The sequence below is a fragment of the Alkalimonas sp. NCh-2 genome, from assembly GCF_039631345.1.
GTDB classification, from domain to species: domain Bacteria; phylum Pseudomonadota; class Gammaproteobacteria; order Enterobacterales; family Alteromonadaceae; genus Alkalimonas; species Alkalimonas mucilaginosa.
In genome coordinates, this window is record NZ_JBDIUV010000001.1 from 34,901 (window position 1) to 52,972 (window position 18,072).

The 18,072-nt window shown below is 49.2% G+C and carries 18 protein-coding genes; 2 read left to right on the top strand and 16 right to left on the bottom strand.

Features of this window, described 5'->3' with window-relative positions; genetic code table 11:
- Window positions 1-65: 65 nt before the first annotated feature.
- Window positions 66-1,895 (top strand): flagellar hook-length control protein FliK, encoded by a 1,830-nt coding sequence (locus ABC502_RS00200; RefSeq protein WP_345914511.1) that lies wholly within the window; start codon window positions 66-68, stop codon window positions 1,893-1,895.
- A gap of 11 nt (window positions 1,896-1,906) precedes the next feature.
- Window positions 1,907-2,206, top strand: coding sequence for an EscU/YscU/HrcU family type III secretion system export apparatus switch protein (locus ABC502_RS00205; RefSeq protein WP_345914512.1), 300 nt, complete (start codon window positions 1,907-1,909; stop codon window positions 2,204-2,206).
- On the opposite strand, the gene ABC502_RS00210 is transcribed toward ABC502_RS00205, so the two are convergent.
- The 16 genes from ABC502_RS00210 to fliR all read right to left on the bottom strand — a co-directional run bounded on the left by ABC502_RS00210 (window position 2,203) and on the right by fliR (window position 18,071).
- Window positions 2,203-2,628, bottom strand: coding sequence for a DUF2802 domain-containing protein (locus ABC502_RS00210; RefSeq protein ID WP_345914513.1), 426 nt, complete (start codon window positions 2,626-2,628; stop codon window positions 2,203-2,205). The genes ABC502_RS00205 and ABC502_RS00210 overlap by 4 nt on opposite strands.
- Before the next feature lie 12 nt (window positions 2,629-2,640).
- Complete coding sequence (locus ABC502_RS00215) at window positions 2,641-3,135, bottom strand: chemotaxis protein CheW (RefSeq protein ID WP_330088414.1); 495 nt, start codon at window positions 3,133-3,135, stop codon at window positions 2,641-2,643.
- Window positions 3,136-3,184: 49 nt separating this feature from the next.
- Window positions 3,185-3,778, bottom strand: coding sequence for a chemotaxis protein CheW (locus ABC502_RS00220; RefSeq protein ID WP_345914514.1), 594 nt, complete (start codon window positions 3,776-3,778; stop codon window positions 3,185-3,187).
- Window positions 3,779-3,941: 163 nt separating this feature from the next.
- Window positions 3,942-4,730 (bottom strand): ParA family protein, encoded by a 789-nt coding sequence (locus ABC502_RS00225; RefSeq protein ID WP_330088412.1) that lies wholly within the window; start codon window positions 4,728-4,730, stop codon window positions 3,942-3,944.
- Window position 4,731: 1 nt separating this feature from the next.
- Window positions 4,732-5,718, bottom strand: coding sequence for an OmpA family protein (locus tag ABC502_RS00230; RefSeq protein ID WP_330088411.1), 987 nt, complete (start codon window positions 5,716-5,718; stop codon window positions 4,732-4,734).
- A gap of 8 nt (window positions 5,719-5,726) precedes the next feature.
- Window positions 5,727-6,470 carry a flagellar motor protein gene (locus ABC502_RS00235; RefSeq protein ID WP_330088410.1) on the bottom strand — a complete coding sequence of 248 codons (744 nt, stop codon included), beginning with the start codon at window positions 6,468-6,470 and terminating at the stop codon, window positions 5,727-5,729.
- The gene (locus ABC502_RS00240) at window positions 6,463-7,581 is read right to left on the bottom strand and encodes a chemotaxis response regulator protein-glutamate methylesterase (RefSeq protein WP_345914515.1); all 1,119 of its coding nucleotides are present in this window, start codon (window positions 7,579-7,581) and stop codon (window positions 6,463-6,465) included. The genes ABC502_RS00235 and ABC502_RS00240 overlap by 8 nt, the downstream gene beginning before the upstream one ends.
- A gap of 12 nt (window positions 7,582-7,593) precedes the next feature.
- A complete protein-coding gene (locus ABC502_RS00245) occupies window positions 7,594-9,759 on the bottom strand; it encodes a chemotaxis protein CheA (RefSeq protein ID WP_345914516.1) in 2,166 nt (721 codons plus the stop codon).
- A 15-nt stretch (window positions 9,760-9,774) separates the two neighbouring features.
- Complete coding sequence (locus ABC502_RS00250; protein ID WP_330088407.1) at window positions 9,775-10,536, bottom strand: protein phosphatase CheZ; 762 nt, start codon at window positions 10,534-10,536, stop codon at window positions 9,775-9,777.
- A gap of 26 nt (window positions 10,537-10,562) precedes the next feature.
- On the bottom strand, window positions 10,563-10,946 hold the full coding sequence (gene cheY / locus ABC502_RS00255) for a chemotaxis response regulator CheY (RefSeq protein WP_330088406.1): 384 nt from the start codon (window positions 10,944-10,946) through the stop codon (window positions 10,563-10,565).
- Between the two features lie 49 nt (window positions 10,947-10,995).
- Window positions 10,996-11,715, bottom strand: a complete 720-nt coding sequence (locus ABC502_RS00260; RefSeq protein WP_330088405.1) for an RNA polymerase sigma factor FliA — start codon at window positions 11,713-11,715, stop codon at window positions 10,996-10,998.
- The gene (locus ABC502_RS00265) at window positions 11,712-12,596 is read right to left on the bottom strand and encodes a MinD/ParA family protein (RefSeq protein ID WP_345914517.1); all 885 of its coding nucleotides are present in this window, start codon (window positions 12,594-12,596) and stop codon (window positions 11,712-11,714) included. The genes ABC502_RS00260 and ABC502_RS00265 overlap by 4 nt, the downstream gene beginning before the upstream one ends.
- Window positions 12,589-13,956: a flagellar biosynthesis protein FlhF gene (flhF, locus tag ABC502_RS00270; protein WP_345914518.1), complete on the bottom strand. Its 1,368-nt coding sequence runs from the start codon at window positions 13,954-13,956 to the stop codon at window positions 12,589-12,591. The genes ABC502_RS00265 and flhF overlap by 8 nt, the downstream gene beginning before the upstream one ends.
- A gap of 10 nt (window positions 13,957-13,966) precedes the next feature.
- Entirely contained in the window at window positions 13,967-16,069 is a 2,103-nt protein-coding gene (gene flhA, locus ABC502_RS00275) for a flagellar biosynthesis protein FlhA (protein ID WP_345914519.1), read from the bottom strand.
- An 81-nt stretch (window positions 16,070-16,150) separates the two neighbouring features.
- A complete protein-coding gene (flhB, locus tag ABC502_RS00280; protein ID WP_330088401.1) occupies window positions 16,151-17,287 on the bottom strand; it encodes a flagellar biosynthesis protein FlhB in 1,137 nt (378 codons plus the stop codon).
- A gap of 10 nt (window positions 17,288-17,297) precedes the next feature.
- A complete protein-coding gene (gene fliR / locus ABC502_RS00285) occupies window positions 17,298-18,071 on the bottom strand; it encodes a flagellar biosynthetic protein FliR (RefSeq protein WP_330088400.1) in 774 nt (257 codons plus the stop codon).
- Window position 18,072: the final 1 nt, after the last annotated feature.

An 18,072-nucleotide genomic window follows, 5' to 3' on the forward strand; every position in this document is an offset into this window, starting at 1 on the left:
TACCATATTCCAACTGGAATACGAACGCATCAGGACAGCACAAGCATGGTAAAAATGACAAAAACATGAACCCGATCAAACTTGAGCCGCTACTACAGGTTGCAGCTAACGGACGGAGCAGCAGTGCTGTTATTACATTGCAACCAGAAAAAAGCTATCACGGCGTTTTGCTGACCGATCCGGTACAGGGTGCCCGTTTGTTGCAACTATCAACCAGCCAGGGAATACTTCAGCTACACTTGCCCAAAAGTATGTCAGCCAACAATGGCACGCCAATGCAAGCCAGCTTTCAACAACTACCAGATGGCCGTATTCAAATTCATATTCAAACCAAAGGTGAAGCGCTGCAAAGCTTTCCATTGAATCAACAGCAGGCTCTGACTCTGGCTCTGAACTGGCCTCATACCGGCCACTCCAGCCCTCCAACAGGAGCTGTCAGTTCGGCAACACAGTTGGTGGTAGAGCTTCTTAGCAATCCGCAACAAAGTCAGATCAAGCTTCCACAAGGCCCGGTATTGACTCTGCCAGATGCACTGCACCGAACGATTCAATCCCTCTTGGCACAACACCCACAGGCACGGGTCCAGACAAGCATCAGTCTTGGCACAGGACAAGAGCCCAGTTTATTTCTTGATATCCAACCCAAAGTACAACCAAAATCTGCGCTGGCACCAGCGGCTATGCCACTCTCAACTGGCAGTACAAATGAGCCGGCTATTGCAAAGACCAGCCCCCGGCCTCTCTACCAGCAACTGACATTGCCAACACAGTTGCAGCAGCAATTGCTGCATAGTCTGGCACAGAGTATTCAACAGCATGCTATACCTGCCCGTATGCAGCAACAATACCTGCAATTGGGTGGCTTGATGATGCCATTGCCACAAGTGCGACTGCCATCTGGTAGCTATCAGATTGCCCTGCAGCAGGAATCTCAGCACTGGCAATTGCAGTTTCAATCGCATCACAAATACGACCAAAAGCTGATACTTGCCCCCGAAGCATTTAACCGCCCTGTACAATGGCAACAAGGTATCCTGCAGAAGAGTCCCGCCTCAACTCCACAACCAACTGCGCGGCTGTTATTGGATGCTGCCTGGCGCTCGTTATTGCCCGTGCTGGCGGATAGTCCCGCTCGGCTGGCCAGTTTGCCAGAACTACCGCCAGAGCTACAACAAGCGTTGCAACAGATCCGCCAACAGTTACCCGGACCACAGCAGGTGCTACCTGCCGCACAAATACAACAGCACCTCCAGGCCATACTGCAGTTCCATCCCTTGCAGCAACCAACACAGCATAGCAGCAGCGCTGCCGGCACCCTGGCTATCGCCATTCAATTGCTGCTCGGTAAATTAAGCCAGCGTCCTGCTTCAACTGCTTTGCAAAGCGCAGGACAACGCTTAACCCCATTGCTGCAACAGCTGGACTCGCAAAGTGCTGGTCAGCTGTTGCGTCAACTAGCAAGCCACAGCAATGCTATACAACAGAGCCAACTCGCCAGTGCTGAATTGCAACAGCAAACTCCCAATCAGTTTTTGTTGCAACTGCCCATTCAACTGGAGCAACAAAGCACTCAGCTGCAACTAAAGATTGAACAACGCGAGGAGTCATCGTCGGCAACTGGTAACAAAGCCCGTATATGGCAACTCACCATGCACTTCGATTTACTGGAGCTGGGCAAGTTGATGGCCACAGCCCGCTTGCAGGAGAATCGTTTAAGCTTGCAGATTTACACAGAGCAAAGCCAGGCACAGACACTGGCTAAGCAATTTATGCCATTATTAACTGAACGCCTGGTGGCCCAGGGCATTACCGTAGAACAAGCCGAATGCCAGCTTGGTATAGTACCTGACACTTTATTCTCTAAGCACAGCAGCTTGATTACCGTGCAAGCCTGAGGAGTTTGACGATGAAAAAAGAAAAGTCGGCCACCGCACTCAAGTACGATGGCAAAGCTGCCCCCAAAGTGATTGCAAAGGGCCACGGTGAGCTCGCTGAAGACATTCTGGCGGTTGCCAGAGAGCACGGCGTTCTGGTGCACGAAGATGAAGAGCTAAGTAAGTTACTCAGTCAGATTGAACTGGGTGACTCTATACCCAAAGAGCTGTATGTAGTTATCGCCGAACTGATTGCTTTTTCGTATGTATTGCAAGGAAAATTCCCGGATAAATGGCACAACATCCATCAGCGCATTGATTTGAAAACTTAAGACTTTTGCTGATGCAGGTTATACAGCAACTCGGCTTCAGCCCTTGGCAGTTCACACTCGCGCATGATCTCTTCCAAATCAGCTCCAAGCTGTACCATCTTCATCGCTCTGCTGTATATTTTGGATTCAGGCTCTGTCAGTTGCAGCGCTTGCAACTGCTCCCCTTGCGCCGCCAGCAATTGCTGTTGTTCAAGCAGCCGCGATTCCAGATCCAGTACCCGTTGACCAACACCGATAACCCCAGACCGTAACTCGGCTAATTCAGCTCGAAGCAAAGAAAGCTGCTGCTGATGCTCATCTGCCGGAGCCTGTTGCAACAAGCTGTCAGTTACATCGGTCTGCTGCATGGCCGCAAGCTGGAAGCTGCGCCATAGCAGCCATGCTACCAGCAATGTCAGTGCCACCAGCCACCAAACCATCATGCGACTACCTCATTACAAAGCGCTAACTTCATCCCACTCTTCGTCCGTCAGCAATTTGTTCAAATCCACCAAAATCAGCAACTCGCCATCACGGTTGGTAACGCCCTGAATAAACTTCGCACTTTCATCATTGCCAACATTCGGAGCCGTATCTATTTCCGATACTTTCAGATAAACCACTTCGGCTACACTATCGACCAAAATACCTATCACTTGCTTATCGGACTCAATGATGACAATACGCGTGTTATCAGTAATATCTGAACCATCCAAACCAAAACGCGTGCGGGTATCAATCACGGTAACCACATTGCCGCGCAGGTTTATAATTCCAACAACATAATCTGGTGCTCCGGGTACCGGAGCAATCTCGGTATAGCGCAAAACTTCCTGCACCTGCATAACATTGATGCCATAGATCTCATCCTGCAACTTGAAAGTGACCCACTGCAGAACCTGATCACCGTCTGCTGAATCTTTTGCGCTCTGCTTTGCTACATTACTCATTCCTGCTCCTCATCCGCGGGTTGTATAGCCCACAGTATTCAGCTTACTTCTATCGCCCTTGCCCCTGCTGTAACAAGCCAACTAAAGCATCCACATCAAGTAAAGCACACATGTGCTGCTTTATCAGCCCAGCCAACCAGGGCCGTTTGCCCGCTGCTTCTCGCCACTTTACGTCATCTTGAGATAAAGTCACTGTATTAATCAGTTTATCACAAGCTAAACCCCACGCACTGTTACTTAACATTATAACATATTGATACTGATGCGATTCAGCTTGTTCAAGCGTAAATTTTTCTGGCATCACCCAAAGCCCAGTATCGACCACATTGATTTTTTGCTCTCGTTGTAACATCACCCCTTTAAACCAGGCGGGGTTACCAGGCATGGTGTTGATTGATGTTAACTTGTGAATCCCACCTAATTCTTTTAAAGGCAAAGCAACCGTCAAGCCAGCCACACTAAAGAATAGCGCTTGAAAATCCCCCTGCCGGTAAGATTTCTCCGTCAGCACCTGTTCGGCTGTAAATCCAGGCTGTGATTTACGGCTGACCACAGCTTGCTGCAGCTCTGCAGTATCGAGTTTTGGTGCAACAGCCGGCTTTGTTTCTTTTGGCTCCACCGGGACCAGTGCAGCTTTGCGCACAATAGCAGGCTCTGCAGCTACCTTGGTGGTGGTGACTTTCGCCAGCAAAGATTCAAGTTTCTGTTTAACGTCCGGCTCTTGCCGCGTCAGCTGTTGCGGCACGTCGTCGTCAGTTAGTAAAGCAGTCAGATAATGCTGCATGACCTTTTTGCTGGCATAGCGATCAGACATGCGCTGACTCCGCCGACAACTGCAATAAATAACTTAGCAGCGTGTTGTAAGCAAAGACGCCCCGCGAACGTGGTGCGAAAACTGATGGTGGTGTTTGCGCAAGGCTTGCGTCCCGAAATTTGGTATCCACTGGTATCACGGCCGACCAGACTTTATCCTTGTACTTGGCTTTTAGCTCCTTGTAGGCTTCCAACGATGCTTTGGTGCGCTTATCGTACATGGTAGGTACAATGGTAAAGCTGTAGTCTTTTTGCTGGGAATGCTTCATCAATCCCATTGTTGCGATCATGCGTTCCAGGCCTTTAATCGCCAGAAACTCAGTTTGCACCGGTACCAATACCCGGTCACTGGCAGCAAGTGCATTGACCATCAAAACCCCCATCACCGGTGGGCAATCCAACAAAATGAAATCGTAATCCTTAGTCAGCTTGGCTAATGCTTTCTTTAAAATAAGCCCCATGCCATTTTTATTACCTAATGATCGATCGAGCGTTGCCAATGCCATGGAGGAAGGCAAAATATCGAGTTTGTCCATACCACTTGGGCAGAGCGACTGCAGGATCTCTTCCCGGGTGATATCTTTGCCACGAATAAAAATATCGTAAACACTCACTTCCAGCTCTTCCGCATCAATACCGAAATAATAGGTCATGGATGCATGAGGATCGATATCGACCAAAAGAACCCGATGTCCCCGCTCGGCCAGTAAGGCTCCAAGCGTGACTGTGGTAGTAGTTTTACCAACCCCACCTTTCTGATTTGCTATTGTCCATACCACCACATCAAGGTTCCTGCTGTTGCTGCGAAGGCTCTGTTTGCTCTTCGTCCCGAGTTGTAATTCGAATGCCACCACCTGGTAGCCTGATCACCCGAATGCTGCCATCATCCTGCGTCATACTTTCCAGTTGTTGGATCACTTCCGCTGGGATCTCTGTCGGGGGTTCCGCCAGATCAATCGTAGCGTCTTCGGCCCGGTAGCCATACTTGGAAATAGCTATCACGACCCGCCGATTCTCCGCCCGCCCTTGCGGGGTCGAATTATCTGCTGTCGGGTAATACTCGCCATAGCCTTCGATGGCCATACGCTGCGGTGCTACTGCCAAATCCTGCAACAACCGCAGCACCGACGTCGCCCGGGCAACCGATAACTCCCAGTTGGATGCAAAGAGCTCGTTATTGATTGGCACATCATCAGTATAGCCACGAACCCGGATAAAGTTGTTGATTGGCACTATGATGCTGGCAATTTCATCCAGCACGGCCCGAGCGGATAGAGTCGCAGTTGCACTGCCGCTAGGAAATAATAAGCCACTGTTCAGTTCGATGGTCAACCAGTTGTCATCCTGCTCAACTTTTGCCAGACCCTGTTCCATTAAATGCGCTAAGGCTTCTTGCAACTCTGTTTCCAGCGAACTTAAAGGTGAGCCCAGTAAACGCTCAGTGACATCCGATAACTCCGTGGCATCAGCAACCAACTCAGGGCCTTTGGCAGGCTCCAGTGACGCACCATACAAATCCAGCTCACTCTGCGGGCCTGGCTCCAGCAACACAGAGGTACCTTCCACGCCGGTGCCACTTCGATCCGGTCGCTCAAATATTTTCGTCAGGGTATCGGATAAAGCACGGTACTCTTCGTCTTTAACAATCGACATGGCGTACAACACGACAAATAAAGCGAACATTAACGTCATGTAATCGGCGTACGACACCAGCCATCGATCCAACTCTTCGGCTTCAACTTTCTGGTGTTTGTTCTTATGCCGGTACATAACCGTTGTTACCCCGCACGGTAGGCATTCAATTTGCGCTCAATGGTGCGGGGGTTTTCACCATAGGCAATAGAGATTAGGCCTTCAACTATCATTTCATGATGCAATGTATGCTGATGCACCAGATTTTTCAGTTTATTTCCTACTGGTACAAAAATTAAATTTGCGAAACCAACACCATAAATCGTCGCAACAAAAGCGGTCGCAATACCCAGACCTAGTAACTCTGGTTCGGTAATATTGGCCATGGCTTGAATCAACCCCAGTACGGCCCCAACAATACCAATGGTCGGGCTATAACCTCCCATGGCTTCAAAAATTTTCGCCCCACGAAGCAGGCGCTCACGCTCCAACGTCAGCTCTGCATCCAGCGTATCTTGAAGGACTTTGGGATCAACGCCATCCACCAGCAAATTAAGCCCACGATGCACAAAAGGGTCTTTTTCTTCCAATGCAATATTTTCCAAAGCCAGAAAACCACTGCTACGGGCTGCATTGCTCCACTCGATAATGCGATCCACCATGCTGGTGGTTGGTAAGTTGTGCCCTCTAATTACCCAGGGCAACAGTTGAAAACCCAGCTTAAATTGTGGCAAAGGGGTTTGTATCATCACTGCCCCCACAGTGCCACCCACCACAATAATAAATGCCGGCAAATGCAGCAGAGTGAGGATGGAGCCCCCCTCCAGCGCAAAGCCTCCCACGACCCCTACGATGGCAACAAAAAAACCTATTAACGCAAGTTTATCCATGCATCACTTCAGCTATTAATTTACTGGCAGACTCTTCCAGGCTAACTTCTACATCCATTAAGCCGGCTGCTGCAACTGCCTGGGGCATGCCATAGACAACGCAACTGGCTTCATCCTGAGCCCAGATCCGAGAGCCATATTGTTTAAGTAAACGAGCGCCTTCACGCCCGTCGGAACCCATGCCGGTTAAAATGACGGCCAACACCTGATCACGATATACCCGGGCAGCACTGCCAAAAGTAATATCCACGCTTGGCTTAAAAGTAATCCGGGGTGAGTCATCGTCTTTGATACGAAGCTTGGCTTGTTCAGCTTTGCCTTCCACCAGCATTTGCTTACCACCTGGCGCTAAATAAGCCACACCAGGTTTCAATACATCATTGTCTTCAGCTTCCTTGACTGAAATTTTAGCCAAACCGTTCAAACGGGAAGCAAAAGCACCGGTAAATGCAGCTGGCATATGCTGAATCAAGATGATAGGCACCGGAAAGTTCGCTGGTAAAGCAGTGATAATCTTTTGCAATGCAACAGGACCTCCGGTAGAAGTTCCGATAGCAAGTAATTTGTAACTTTTACCACTGGCTTTAAAAGTGGGCCCCGTAAGCGGCCGGGAAGGAGGTGGGTTCTCTTTCATCCGCTCTGAAAGTTTAGGCCGTTCAAAGCTGGTACGGGTTAGTGCAGGCCGCGCGGTTTCAACAGAGCGACTACTGAGTCGGCGACGGGCTACAGCCTTCACACGTTGACGCAATAGAGTTACAGCCTCATCTCTGTCTCTGGCGATATCCTCAAACTTTTTAGGTAGAAAGTCTATCGCACCAGCGTCCAGCGCATCCAGAGTAGCCTTAGCCCCTTCGTGGGTAAGCGAGGAGAACATTAAGATTGGCGTGCGCTGTTGCTTCATAATTTCACGCACGGCCGTGATGCCATCCATCACCGGCATCTCGATGTCCATCGTGATCACATCGGGCTTAAGCGCTATGGCTTTATCAACCGCTTGCTGACCATTGTTCGCTGTATCAATGACCTCGAGCTCAGGATCGGCGTTTAGAATTTCTGTTAAACGACGACGGAAGAAACTGGAGTCATCCACCACCAACACTTTTAATGCCATTCATCACTCGCTTTAGGTCGCTGATTTATTGAATCGCTCAAGTTTGATTTTCGATTTTCTAGCGTAGTGTTTTAATAAACTTGGTACATCCAGTATCAACGCAATACCGCCATCCGACGTAATGGTCGCTCCGGCCATGCCAGGTGTGCCCTGCAGTAAATTATCCAATGGCTTGATGACCACCTCTTCCTGGCCTATCAATGAATCGACCACAAAACCAATTTTTTGCGTACCCAGCTGTAAAATAACGACGTGCCCATGCTCTCGGCGGACAGATTTGCTGGAGCCTTTCACCAGCCAGTGCTCGAGATAAAATAGTGGTATCGCTTTATCCCGGACGATGATGGTAAGCTGGCCATCCACATTGTTGGTTTTGGCCAGATCCAACTGCACAATCTCATCAATGGTACCAAGCGGTAGGGCAAAGGTTTGCTTACCAACCACCACCATCAAGGTAGGTAAAATAGCGAGCGTCAACGGAACTTTGATTTCCAGTAAAGTGCCTTTGCCAAGCTCGGAATTGATATGGACACTGCCGTTGAGCTGGGTGATCTTGGTTTTAACCACATCCATGCCAACGCCACGGCCGGAAATATCAGAAATTTGTTCTTTGGTAGAAAATCCGGGAGCAAAAATCAGATTAAAAGCTTCCGTATCGGACATTCTGCCAGCAGCATCGACATCAAGTATGCCACGTTTAATAGCAATCCCTTTCAGCTTTTCCGGATCCATGCCAGCACCATCATCTTCGATGGTCAGCAAAATATGATCCCCAGCCTGCTCGGCAGCTAATTTCACCTTACCAGTACGGTCTTTGCCGGAGGCTTGCCGCACATCTGGCATCTCTATACCGTGATCGACCGAGTTTCGTACCAGGTGGACTAAAGGATCAGCCAATGCCTCCACCAGATTTTTATCCAGATCGGTTTCTTCACCTTCCAGCTCAAGCACAATATCTTTTTTCAGTGAACGGGCCAGATCACGCACAACCCGGGGGAAGCGGCCAAAAACTTTCTTAATGGGCTGCATACGGGTTTTCATCACGGCACCTTGGATGTCGGCTGTCACCACATCCAGGTTAGCTATGGCTTTACCCATTTCTTCATCTTTGGTACTGGTAGCAAGACTTACCAGACGGTTACGCACCAGTACCAGTTCCCCGACCATATTCATGATCTCATCAAGCCGCTTTGTATCGACCCGAACAGTGGTTTCTGGTTGTGGAGCCGGTGAAGCAGCGGCAGGCTTAGCTGCTGATGAAGCTGCTGAGGGAACCGGAGCCGGGGCGGCAGCCGGAGCAGCACTGCTGCTTTGTGTTTCAGGAACCTTAGGCGCAGGCTTACGCTCTGGCGGAACAGGTTTATCTGTTCCTGCCTGTGGTGAAAGCCCCTTGCCATGCAACTCATCCAGCAAAGACTCAAACTCATCATCGGTGATTTCATCATCTTTGCCCGCTTTGGCAGCAGGAGCTTTTGCAACAACAGCCGGAGCAGCGCTGTCGTCTGCTTTAAAAGAGCCTTTACCATGCAGCTGATCTAAAATAGCTTCAAACTCGTCATCGGTCATGTCGCCCTGCATATCTGCAGTCAGCCCTGGAGCTGCTGCCTGGCTGTGGCCCGGAGCCTTACCACCGTGCAGTTCGTCCAGCAGACGTTCAAACTCATCCTCATCGATTTCATCAATACTGCCAGAGACATTGGATTCCGAAGTAACTGGTGCAGGTGCAGGCTCAGGCTGAGCGTTGACAGGCGTAACTGGTGCTGGTGCTGGTGCAGCACCTGAGCCATCATCAGGCTCACTTAATCGATGCAATGCATCCAATAAGGCTGGATCGGCTGGTGTTAATGGCTGACGGTTTTGCACCTGCACAAACATGGCGTTGACAGTGTCCAGGGCCTGCAAAATCACATCCATCAACTCGGCTGTAACCTGACGCTTGCCGGTACGTAAGATATCGAAAACATTCTCTGCACCATGACACGCATCAACCAGCTCTGCCAGCGAGAGGAAACCAGCCCCACCTTTGACAGTATGAAAACCTCTGAAAATCGCATTCAACAGGTTGGAGTCTTCCGGATTATTCTCCAACTCAACCAGTTGCTCTTGCAGCAGCTCCAGGATCTCACCAGCTTCGACCAGAAAGTCCTGCAGAATGTCTTCATCCATATCAAAGCTCATGCTTGGTCACCTTTTTTAAAAACCTAAACTCGACAAAAGATCATCCACATCGTCCTGTCCAGTGACTACATCATCACGCCCTTCAGCGTCGATAATAGGTCCTTCAGCCTCAGCTGCAGCGATCACTTTCCTGGCTTTTGCAGGTCTAGGGGTATCGGGCAATAAGTCTGGATTGCTTTCACCAAAGGCGGTTAACAGACCAATCAGACTCTCTTCTACTTCACGAACCAGTTCAATAACACGGCGCAGTATTTGGCCGGTTAAATCCTGATAATCTTGAGCCATCAAAACTTCGGTCAGTAGCCCATTCAGGGTGCCAGCATCTGTATTCGCCTGGTCCAAAAACCCGTTTAAGCTATGACAGAGTGACTTGAACTCACCAACCTTAAGATCCCGTGTCATCAAACGCTGCCAGTCAGGCAAAATACTTTGCAGATTTTGCCCCAGCTGATCAGCGATGGGTAAACAGGACTCCACAGCATCCATGGTTTTGTTGGCTGCTTGCTCGGTCATATCGATGACGTGATTCAAACGCTTCTTAGCGTCTGGGATATCTTCTTCCAACAAGCTACTAAGTGAAGGATCGAGCTGGAAGTTTTTTAGTGAATCATGCAGCTGACGGGTAAGTTTCCCAACCTCTGAGAACAGTTCTGCAGAACCTGGTACAACAACTTGTTGCACCAATTGGTTTGCCGCTTCGTTTTCACCCATCTCTAATAACTGAACCAGCTCTTTGGCTTGCTCCAGAGTTATTGATGGCGCTGTCAGTGCGGACATTGCAGTACTCCCTTGTTTAAGTCAGGTTAACCAATCCTTTCAAACACCTTGGATAGTTTTTCCTGCAAGGTTGCTGCAGTAAAGGGTTTTACAATATACCCGTTTACACCAGCCTGAGCCGCAGCAATAATCTGCTCTTTTTTGGCTTCTGCAGTGACCATTAACACAGGAATGTGTTTCAGTTTGTCGTCTGCCCGAATCGCTCGGAGCAAGTCAATACCTTGCATACCTGGCATATTCCAGTCAGTAACAACAAAATCAAAATCGCCATTCTGCAACATAGGCAATGCAGTGCTACCATCATCTGCTTCAGAGACGTTGGTAAAACCAAGGTCCCGCAATAAATTTTTTATGATACGCCGCATGGTTGAGAAATCATCAACCACCAGAATTTTCATGTTCTTATCCAAAATCCCCTCCGCTGAGAAAATCGTTATCGGACATGTACAATAACTTTGATTACAACCAATCCTGCATTCTGGACTTTAAACGAACCAGTGCCTGACTATGGATTTGACTGACCCGGGACTCACTGACATTCAGTACGGCACCGATCTCTTTCAAGTTTAGCTCATCATTGTAATACAGTGATAGCACTAATGCTTCCCGCTCGGGCAAACTACTGATTGTTAGAGCCAAACTTTGCTGAAAAGCCTCACTAGCCTGAGCTTCGTAAAGCTGATCAGTTTCTCTTTCATCAGCAGTTGCCAGTACATCTTCAGATACACCCAAATCCTCAATTCCAAGAATTCGGCCACAACTGACATCACTTAACATATGATGGTACTCATCTAAAGATATATCAAGTTTTTCAGCAACTTCTATATCTTTAACATCTCGGCCAAGCTCTGCTTCCAATTCCGCAATGGTATCGGCGATTAAACGAGCGTTCCGGTGCACAGAGCGGGGGGTCCAATCTCCGCGCCGGATCTCATCCAGCATAGAGCCACGGATACGGATCCCTGCAAAGGTCTCAAAACTGGCCCCTTTGCTGCCATCGAAATTTTTAGCTGCTTCCATCAGCCCAATCATACCAGACTGAATCAGATCATCGACCTGTACGCTGGCAGGCAACCGCGCTAGCAAATGGTAAGCAATACGTTTGACCAGGGGAGCATGGCGTTCAATCAACTGCGTTAGTTGGTCTGCTCCGCCATAAGCAGACAGCTTCGCATTCACGCTAAACCTCGTTGATTTTTATCTGGAGGCAGAATCAATTGCTCCAGGAAAAACTCCAGATGCCCTGAAGCGCCCGGGGGAGCAGGCCATTTACTCACCTTCATTGCCAATGACTTAACAGCCAGGCTGGCTCCGGTTTTGGGAAATGCCTCCACGAAGGCTCGTTGCTTTCTGGCCGCTTTACGAACATTCTCATCATACGGAATAGTGGCGACCAGCTCTAAGTTCACATCTAAAAACCGGTCGGTCACCCGGGTCAGTTTTGCGAACAGCTCTTGCCCTTCCCTTAAGCTTCGCACCATGTTGGCAATAATTTTAAAACGCTGCACATCATGGTCACGGCTTAAAATTTTCATGAGGGCGTAGGCGTCAGTAATGGATGATGGCTCATCACAAACCACCACAAGTACATCCTGAGAAGCTCTGGAAAAGCTCATCACCATATCGGAAATACCAGCAGCGGTATCTATCAATAAGACATCTACCCGGGTTTTCATCTCGCTAAAAGCCCGAATCAATCCGGCATGCTCTGCCGGGCTAAGCTCGGTCATATTCTGCGAACCTGAAGTGGCAGGAATGATTTTGATGCCAGCAGGCCCCTCAATCAAAATATCATCCAGTTCAGCTTCCCCGGAGAGAACATGTGACAAGTTTTTTTGCACACGCAAGCCCAGCATAACATCACAGTTTGCCAGGCCTAAATCGGCATCCAACACCATCACGCGCTTTCCAAGCTGAGCGATGGCTATAGCGAGATTGATTGAGACATTGGTCTTGCCAACGCCGCCTTTACCACCGGTAATTGCGATAACTTTGACCATGTTTGTTTTCATTGTCCTCAGACCTGCGGCCTGATCATCGATGTGCTCATGACTATGCATAGGCTCCTTCCGCTCGGCCCTCAGCGATACTGTCCCACTGATAAGCCGTACTACTGTGTGCGATGCGTAATTTTTCGGCTTGCGCTACGATGTCGTCCGCCCGGGCAATGCGAATATCCTCCGGCACGCGCTGACCATTGGTCAAATAGCAAACCGGTAAAGCATTTTGTAGCGCTGCATTAATAATTTCACCTAAGCTTAAGCATTCATCAAGTTTGGTAAAAATACAACCTGATAATGGAATACGTTTGAAGTGCTCAACACTCTCTTGCATCACCCGAGCCTGCGCTGTTGCAGACAATACCAAATAGCTCTTTATTTTTACAAGAGAATCCTGCATCAATGCTGCAAGTTTTTCTGCTAACCGGACATCTCGCTGGCTCATACCGGCTGTATCAATTAATACCAGACTGCGATTGGCAAATTGCTTAAGCAACAATGCCAGCTCTTCACTGTCCTTGGCTTGACGTACCGGACAACCGATAATACGGCCAAAAGTGGATAACTGATCCAAAGCGCCAATGCGAAAGGTATCGGTAGTGATTAAAGCGACCTGCTCAGCACCATGTTTACGGGCATACTGTGCCGCCAGCTTTGCGACCGTGGTGGTTTTCCCCACACCGGTAGGGCCTACCAGAGCAACCACCCCCCCTTTACGCATGATATCATTATTGCCTGTTGTTAACTGGCCGGCAAGTAATTCCAATGCGGTTTGCCATGCCTCACTATGAGGAATGTCTTCAGGCATAAAGCAAGCCAGCTGATCGGCCATAGCTGCCGACAAGCCCATTTGCCGTAATTGCTCAATGATCAGGGCACGTACCGGCTCACTTCGAGCCAGATCCTGCCACATCAAGCCAGATACCTGATGTTGCAACAATTGTCGCATTGATAGCATCTCATTGCGCATGGCTTCAAACTGAGCCTGAAATGCTTGCTGTTGTTTTTCTTGCAGAGCTGTAATCTCTTGCAAACTGACTATGTTCGAACCGCCATTGTTTTGACGCTCAGCTCTGGGCCCAGGTTTTGTAAACTTTGCGGGCTGAGCCGTTTGCTTGCTCATTTGTCTGGCTAATAAAGCCCGCAGCGAGTCAGTCTCTTCATCCGGCTGCAGCTCTGTTGGTTGTATGGGTGGGCCGAAGACACTGCGCCGTTCGGCAGGACCGGAGGCAGGAACAGGCCGCGCTGTCTCAGTACTGATAGCCACTGCAGGGGCTGCATCCGGGTCGATAGCCGCGACAATCTCTACCCCGTTAGCCACTTTTTTATTGGACATAATAATGGCATCCGGTCCAAAAAACTCTTTGACTTCGTCTAAAGCTGCACGCATATCTTTGGCAACAAAACGTTTAATTTTCATCGGCTATCTCCTAATTTGCCTGGCCTACCACACTGACAATACGAATTTGCTTGTCGTCTGGTATTTCTTGGTAGGACAGCACTCGCAACCCTGGAATGGTGTACTTCACAAATCGTGCCATCACAGAGCGTAAAATACTTGACGTGAGTAAAATGGCGGATTCCCCATTAAGCTCCTGACTCTGGCTGGCCTCCTGCAAGGATTGTTGGATACGCTCAGCCAAACCTGGCTCAATTCCACCGCCATCATTGCCAGCTGCCTGCATCGACTGATGCAGCATTTGTTCCAACTCCGGAGCAAAAGTAATGACGGGCAGCTCAAGTTGACTGCCGGCGATCTCCTGCACGATCAGCCGACGCAGCGCAATGCGGCAGGCTGCGGTCAGCACATCCACATCCTGACTTTTCGCACCGTACTCCACCAATGTTTGCACCAGCGTTTTCATATCCCGAATTGGCACACCTTCATTCAGCAGGTTCTGCAAAACTTTAACCACTGTGGTCAATGGCAAGGTTTCCGGAACCAGGGCTTCCACCAATTTAGGGGAGCTCCGCCCCAGCATATCCAGTAAATTTTGGACTTCTTCATGCCCCAGCAAGCTGGCCGCATTGTTGGTGAGGATCTGACTAAGATGGGTCGCCACGACTGTGGCAGCATCCACCACGGTGTAGCCTAAGGTTTGTGCATGCTCACGCTGATCCTTGGCAATCCACACCGCCTCCAGCCCAAAAGCAGGATCCCGGGTCGCAATCCCCTTTACCGTGCCAAAAACCTGACCGGGATTAATCGCCAGCTCGTGATCATGGCGCAATTCTGATTCCCCGGTAGTAACTCCCATCAAAGACACCCGGTAGCTGTTGGGTTCCAGATCCAGGTTGTCGCGAATATGGACCGCAGGGATTAAAAAACCCAATTCCTGCGATAACTTTTTCCGCACCCCTTTAATACGGGTAAGCAACTCTCCACCTTGAGATTTATCAACCAAAGGAATTAACCGGTAACCAACTTCCAAACCAATGGTATCGACTGGCTGCACATCATCCCAACCAATCTCTTTAACGGCTTGCGGTTCCTGACGGGTATCCAGTTCTGGTCCCTGACGTACCAGCTCGGCACCTTTTTGCTGCTCCTTGCGGTATAAAAAATACGCAAAGCCGCCAACCAGTAATGCCAGAGAAATAAACGAAAAGTGTGGCATACCAGGTACAATTCCCATCAGGGCAAGCACACCGGCTGCTATAAACAACACCCGGATATTGGCCAATTGGCCCGTGAACTGAGAGCCCATGTCTTCAGAACGGTTTTGCCGGGTGATAATGATGGCCGTACCAATGGACAACAACAGCGCCGGAATTTGCGCGACCAGACCATCCCCAATGGTCAGCAGGGTATACACCTCCACAGCTTGCCCGAACGTCAAACCATGCTGGATCATGCCAATAAAGAGTCCGCCTACAAGGTTGATGGCCAGAATCACAATACCCGCGATCGCATCGCCTTTGACAAATTTACTGGCACCATCCATAGAACCATAAAAGTCGGCTTCCTGTGTCACCTCATCACGACGTGCACTGGCTTCTTCTTGTGTTAACAAACCTGCATTTAAGTCGGCATCGATCGCCATTTGCTTACCTGGCATCGCATCCAGCGTAAAACGGGCGGTTACTTCAGCTATCCGGCCAGCCCCTTTGGTAATAACCACAAAGTTAATGATGATCAGAATAAAGAAAACCACCAGGCCAACAGCATAATTCCCACCAATCACAACAGAGCCAAAGGCTTCAATAACTTTGCCGGCGGCATCCCCTCCTTGATGTCCCTCCAGCAGCACCACCCGGGTGCTGGCGACATTCAAAGCCAACCGCATAATGGTTGCGATCAACAACACGGTAGGGAAAATACCAAAGTCCAATGGCCGCAAGGTGTAAATCGTTACCAGCAGTACCACCAAAGCAAGGGCAATATTGAAGGAAAACAGAATATCCAGCAAAAAAGCAGGCAGCGGTAATACCACCATAGACAAAGCAGCCATAATCAAAAATGGCGTACCCAAGCCTTTGAGGTGATTCATCTTGCTGCGATCAAAACGATTGAAGTAACTGGCTAACTGCATGGTTGTCCCAACAAAAAATTGGCGCTATCAGGACAAAAGCAAAAATTGCTCCAACTTGTCAGAGCAACTAGCATTAAACCGTTAATCGTAGTAATAATCGCTGGGAATAGGTAGTTCTTTGCCCAGTTTGCGAGGGCGCTTGCCCCGGCCTTTGATAAAGAGATTCAACTGATAGACATAAGCAAGGACCTGCGCAACAGCAGAGAACAACGCATCCGGAATGGGGTGCTCTATACTAGTCGTGTAATAAATGGCCCTGGCCAATGCAGGCGATTCAACCAGAGGTACCCGATGCTGCTGACCGATTTTACGAATTTGCAGTGCAATTTGATCGACACCTTTTGCCACCACGACAGGCGCTCTGTCCCGCCCTTGTTTATACCGCAGTGCAACGGCATAGTGGGTCGGGTTGGTCACGATAACATCCGCAGAAGGGATTTCCTGCATCATCCGCTTCATCGACATCTGCATCTGAGTGCGGCGGATGCGGGCTTTAATTTTAGGATCACCCTCCATATTTTTGTGCTCATCTTTTACTTCCTGCAGTGTCATCATCAGCTCTTTGTTGTGCTTCCAGGCTTGATAAGGTGCATCCACCAGGGCAATAATGATCACACTGCAACAAAGACCAAAGAACATCCAACCTAAGATCCATAGTGCATCTTCGATGTTATTGGGTGCACTCATCACCGATAAGGTCATGATGTCACGGAAAAACATGTTCAACAGTCCCAGTGCCATGCCAACCACGACCAAGACTTTCAAAATACTTTTTCCCAGTTCAACCATTGCCTGCAAGCCAAACATCCGCTTAAACCCTTTTAGCGGACTCATTTTGCTGGCTTTAGGCCCAGCGGCTTCCCAGCTAAAATTAAAACCACCCAGCAAGCAGTTGCCAATAAATGCCGCCACCAGGATAAAAGCAAAGATAAATACCATCGGAGGCAGTAAAAGCTGCATAATGTCACCCCAGGCCGAAAACATCGACTGCGTGTCAAATACATCTTTCGGTTGCAATGTGAACATACGCTGCCCTATGGTCAGTACCCTGCGGGCCAGCATAGGGCCAAACAACAACAAAGCAGTGGCACTGCTGATTAAGACAAAAGCCGTACCTAAGTCTTTTGACCGGGCTATCTGCCCTTTTTTGCGGGCATCTTCAATTTTCTTGGGGGTGGGCTGTTCGGTCTTTTCACCGCCACTGGAACTTTCCGCCATAGTGCCCCCCCTAGCAGCCAATCACACGACAGCTGTAATCCACAGCCAACTGCCACTGAATGCCATAATGAATAAGAAAGGTATCCAGGGTCAGCCAGAGAATAAGCAGCCCGGATAACATGGTAATTGGGAAGCCAATCGCGAAGATATTTAACTGCGGTGCTGCCCTGGTCATAATGCCAAACGACAAATTCACCACCAGCATAGCAATTATCGGTGCCAGCGTAATGGATAAAGCGGTTGCAAACATCCAGCCGGCAAACTCCATGATCTGCCATATCTGCAACACCGACCACCAGGCATCAACAATCGGCAAAGTATCAAAACTCATCACCAGCATCTGGATGGTGATCAGGTGACCATCAAAAATAAAAAACAGCAGGGTTGCCAGGATCAGATAAAACTGTCCGATTGCAGGCACACTGATACCACTGGCAGGATCAACCATGGACGCAAAGGCTAAACCACTCTGGGTAGCCAGCACCTGGCCGGCAATAATAAAGGTATTGATAAAGATAAGCGTCATAAAACCGATGGCAAAACCAATGGTTACTTGCTGCATCACTTGCAACACCATACGAAATGACATCAGTTCAGGATTTGCCACTGGCGGTATGACCGGCATAATCATTATGGTTAAGGTCACGATCAGCGCAATCCGGATCCGCATCGGCACATTACGGGTACCCAAACCGGCCATAATCATCAGCACGCCACTGACCCGAGCCATTGGCAGTAAAAAGTCGGCCAGGGTTTGCATGATGAGGTCCAGATGAAACGTCATC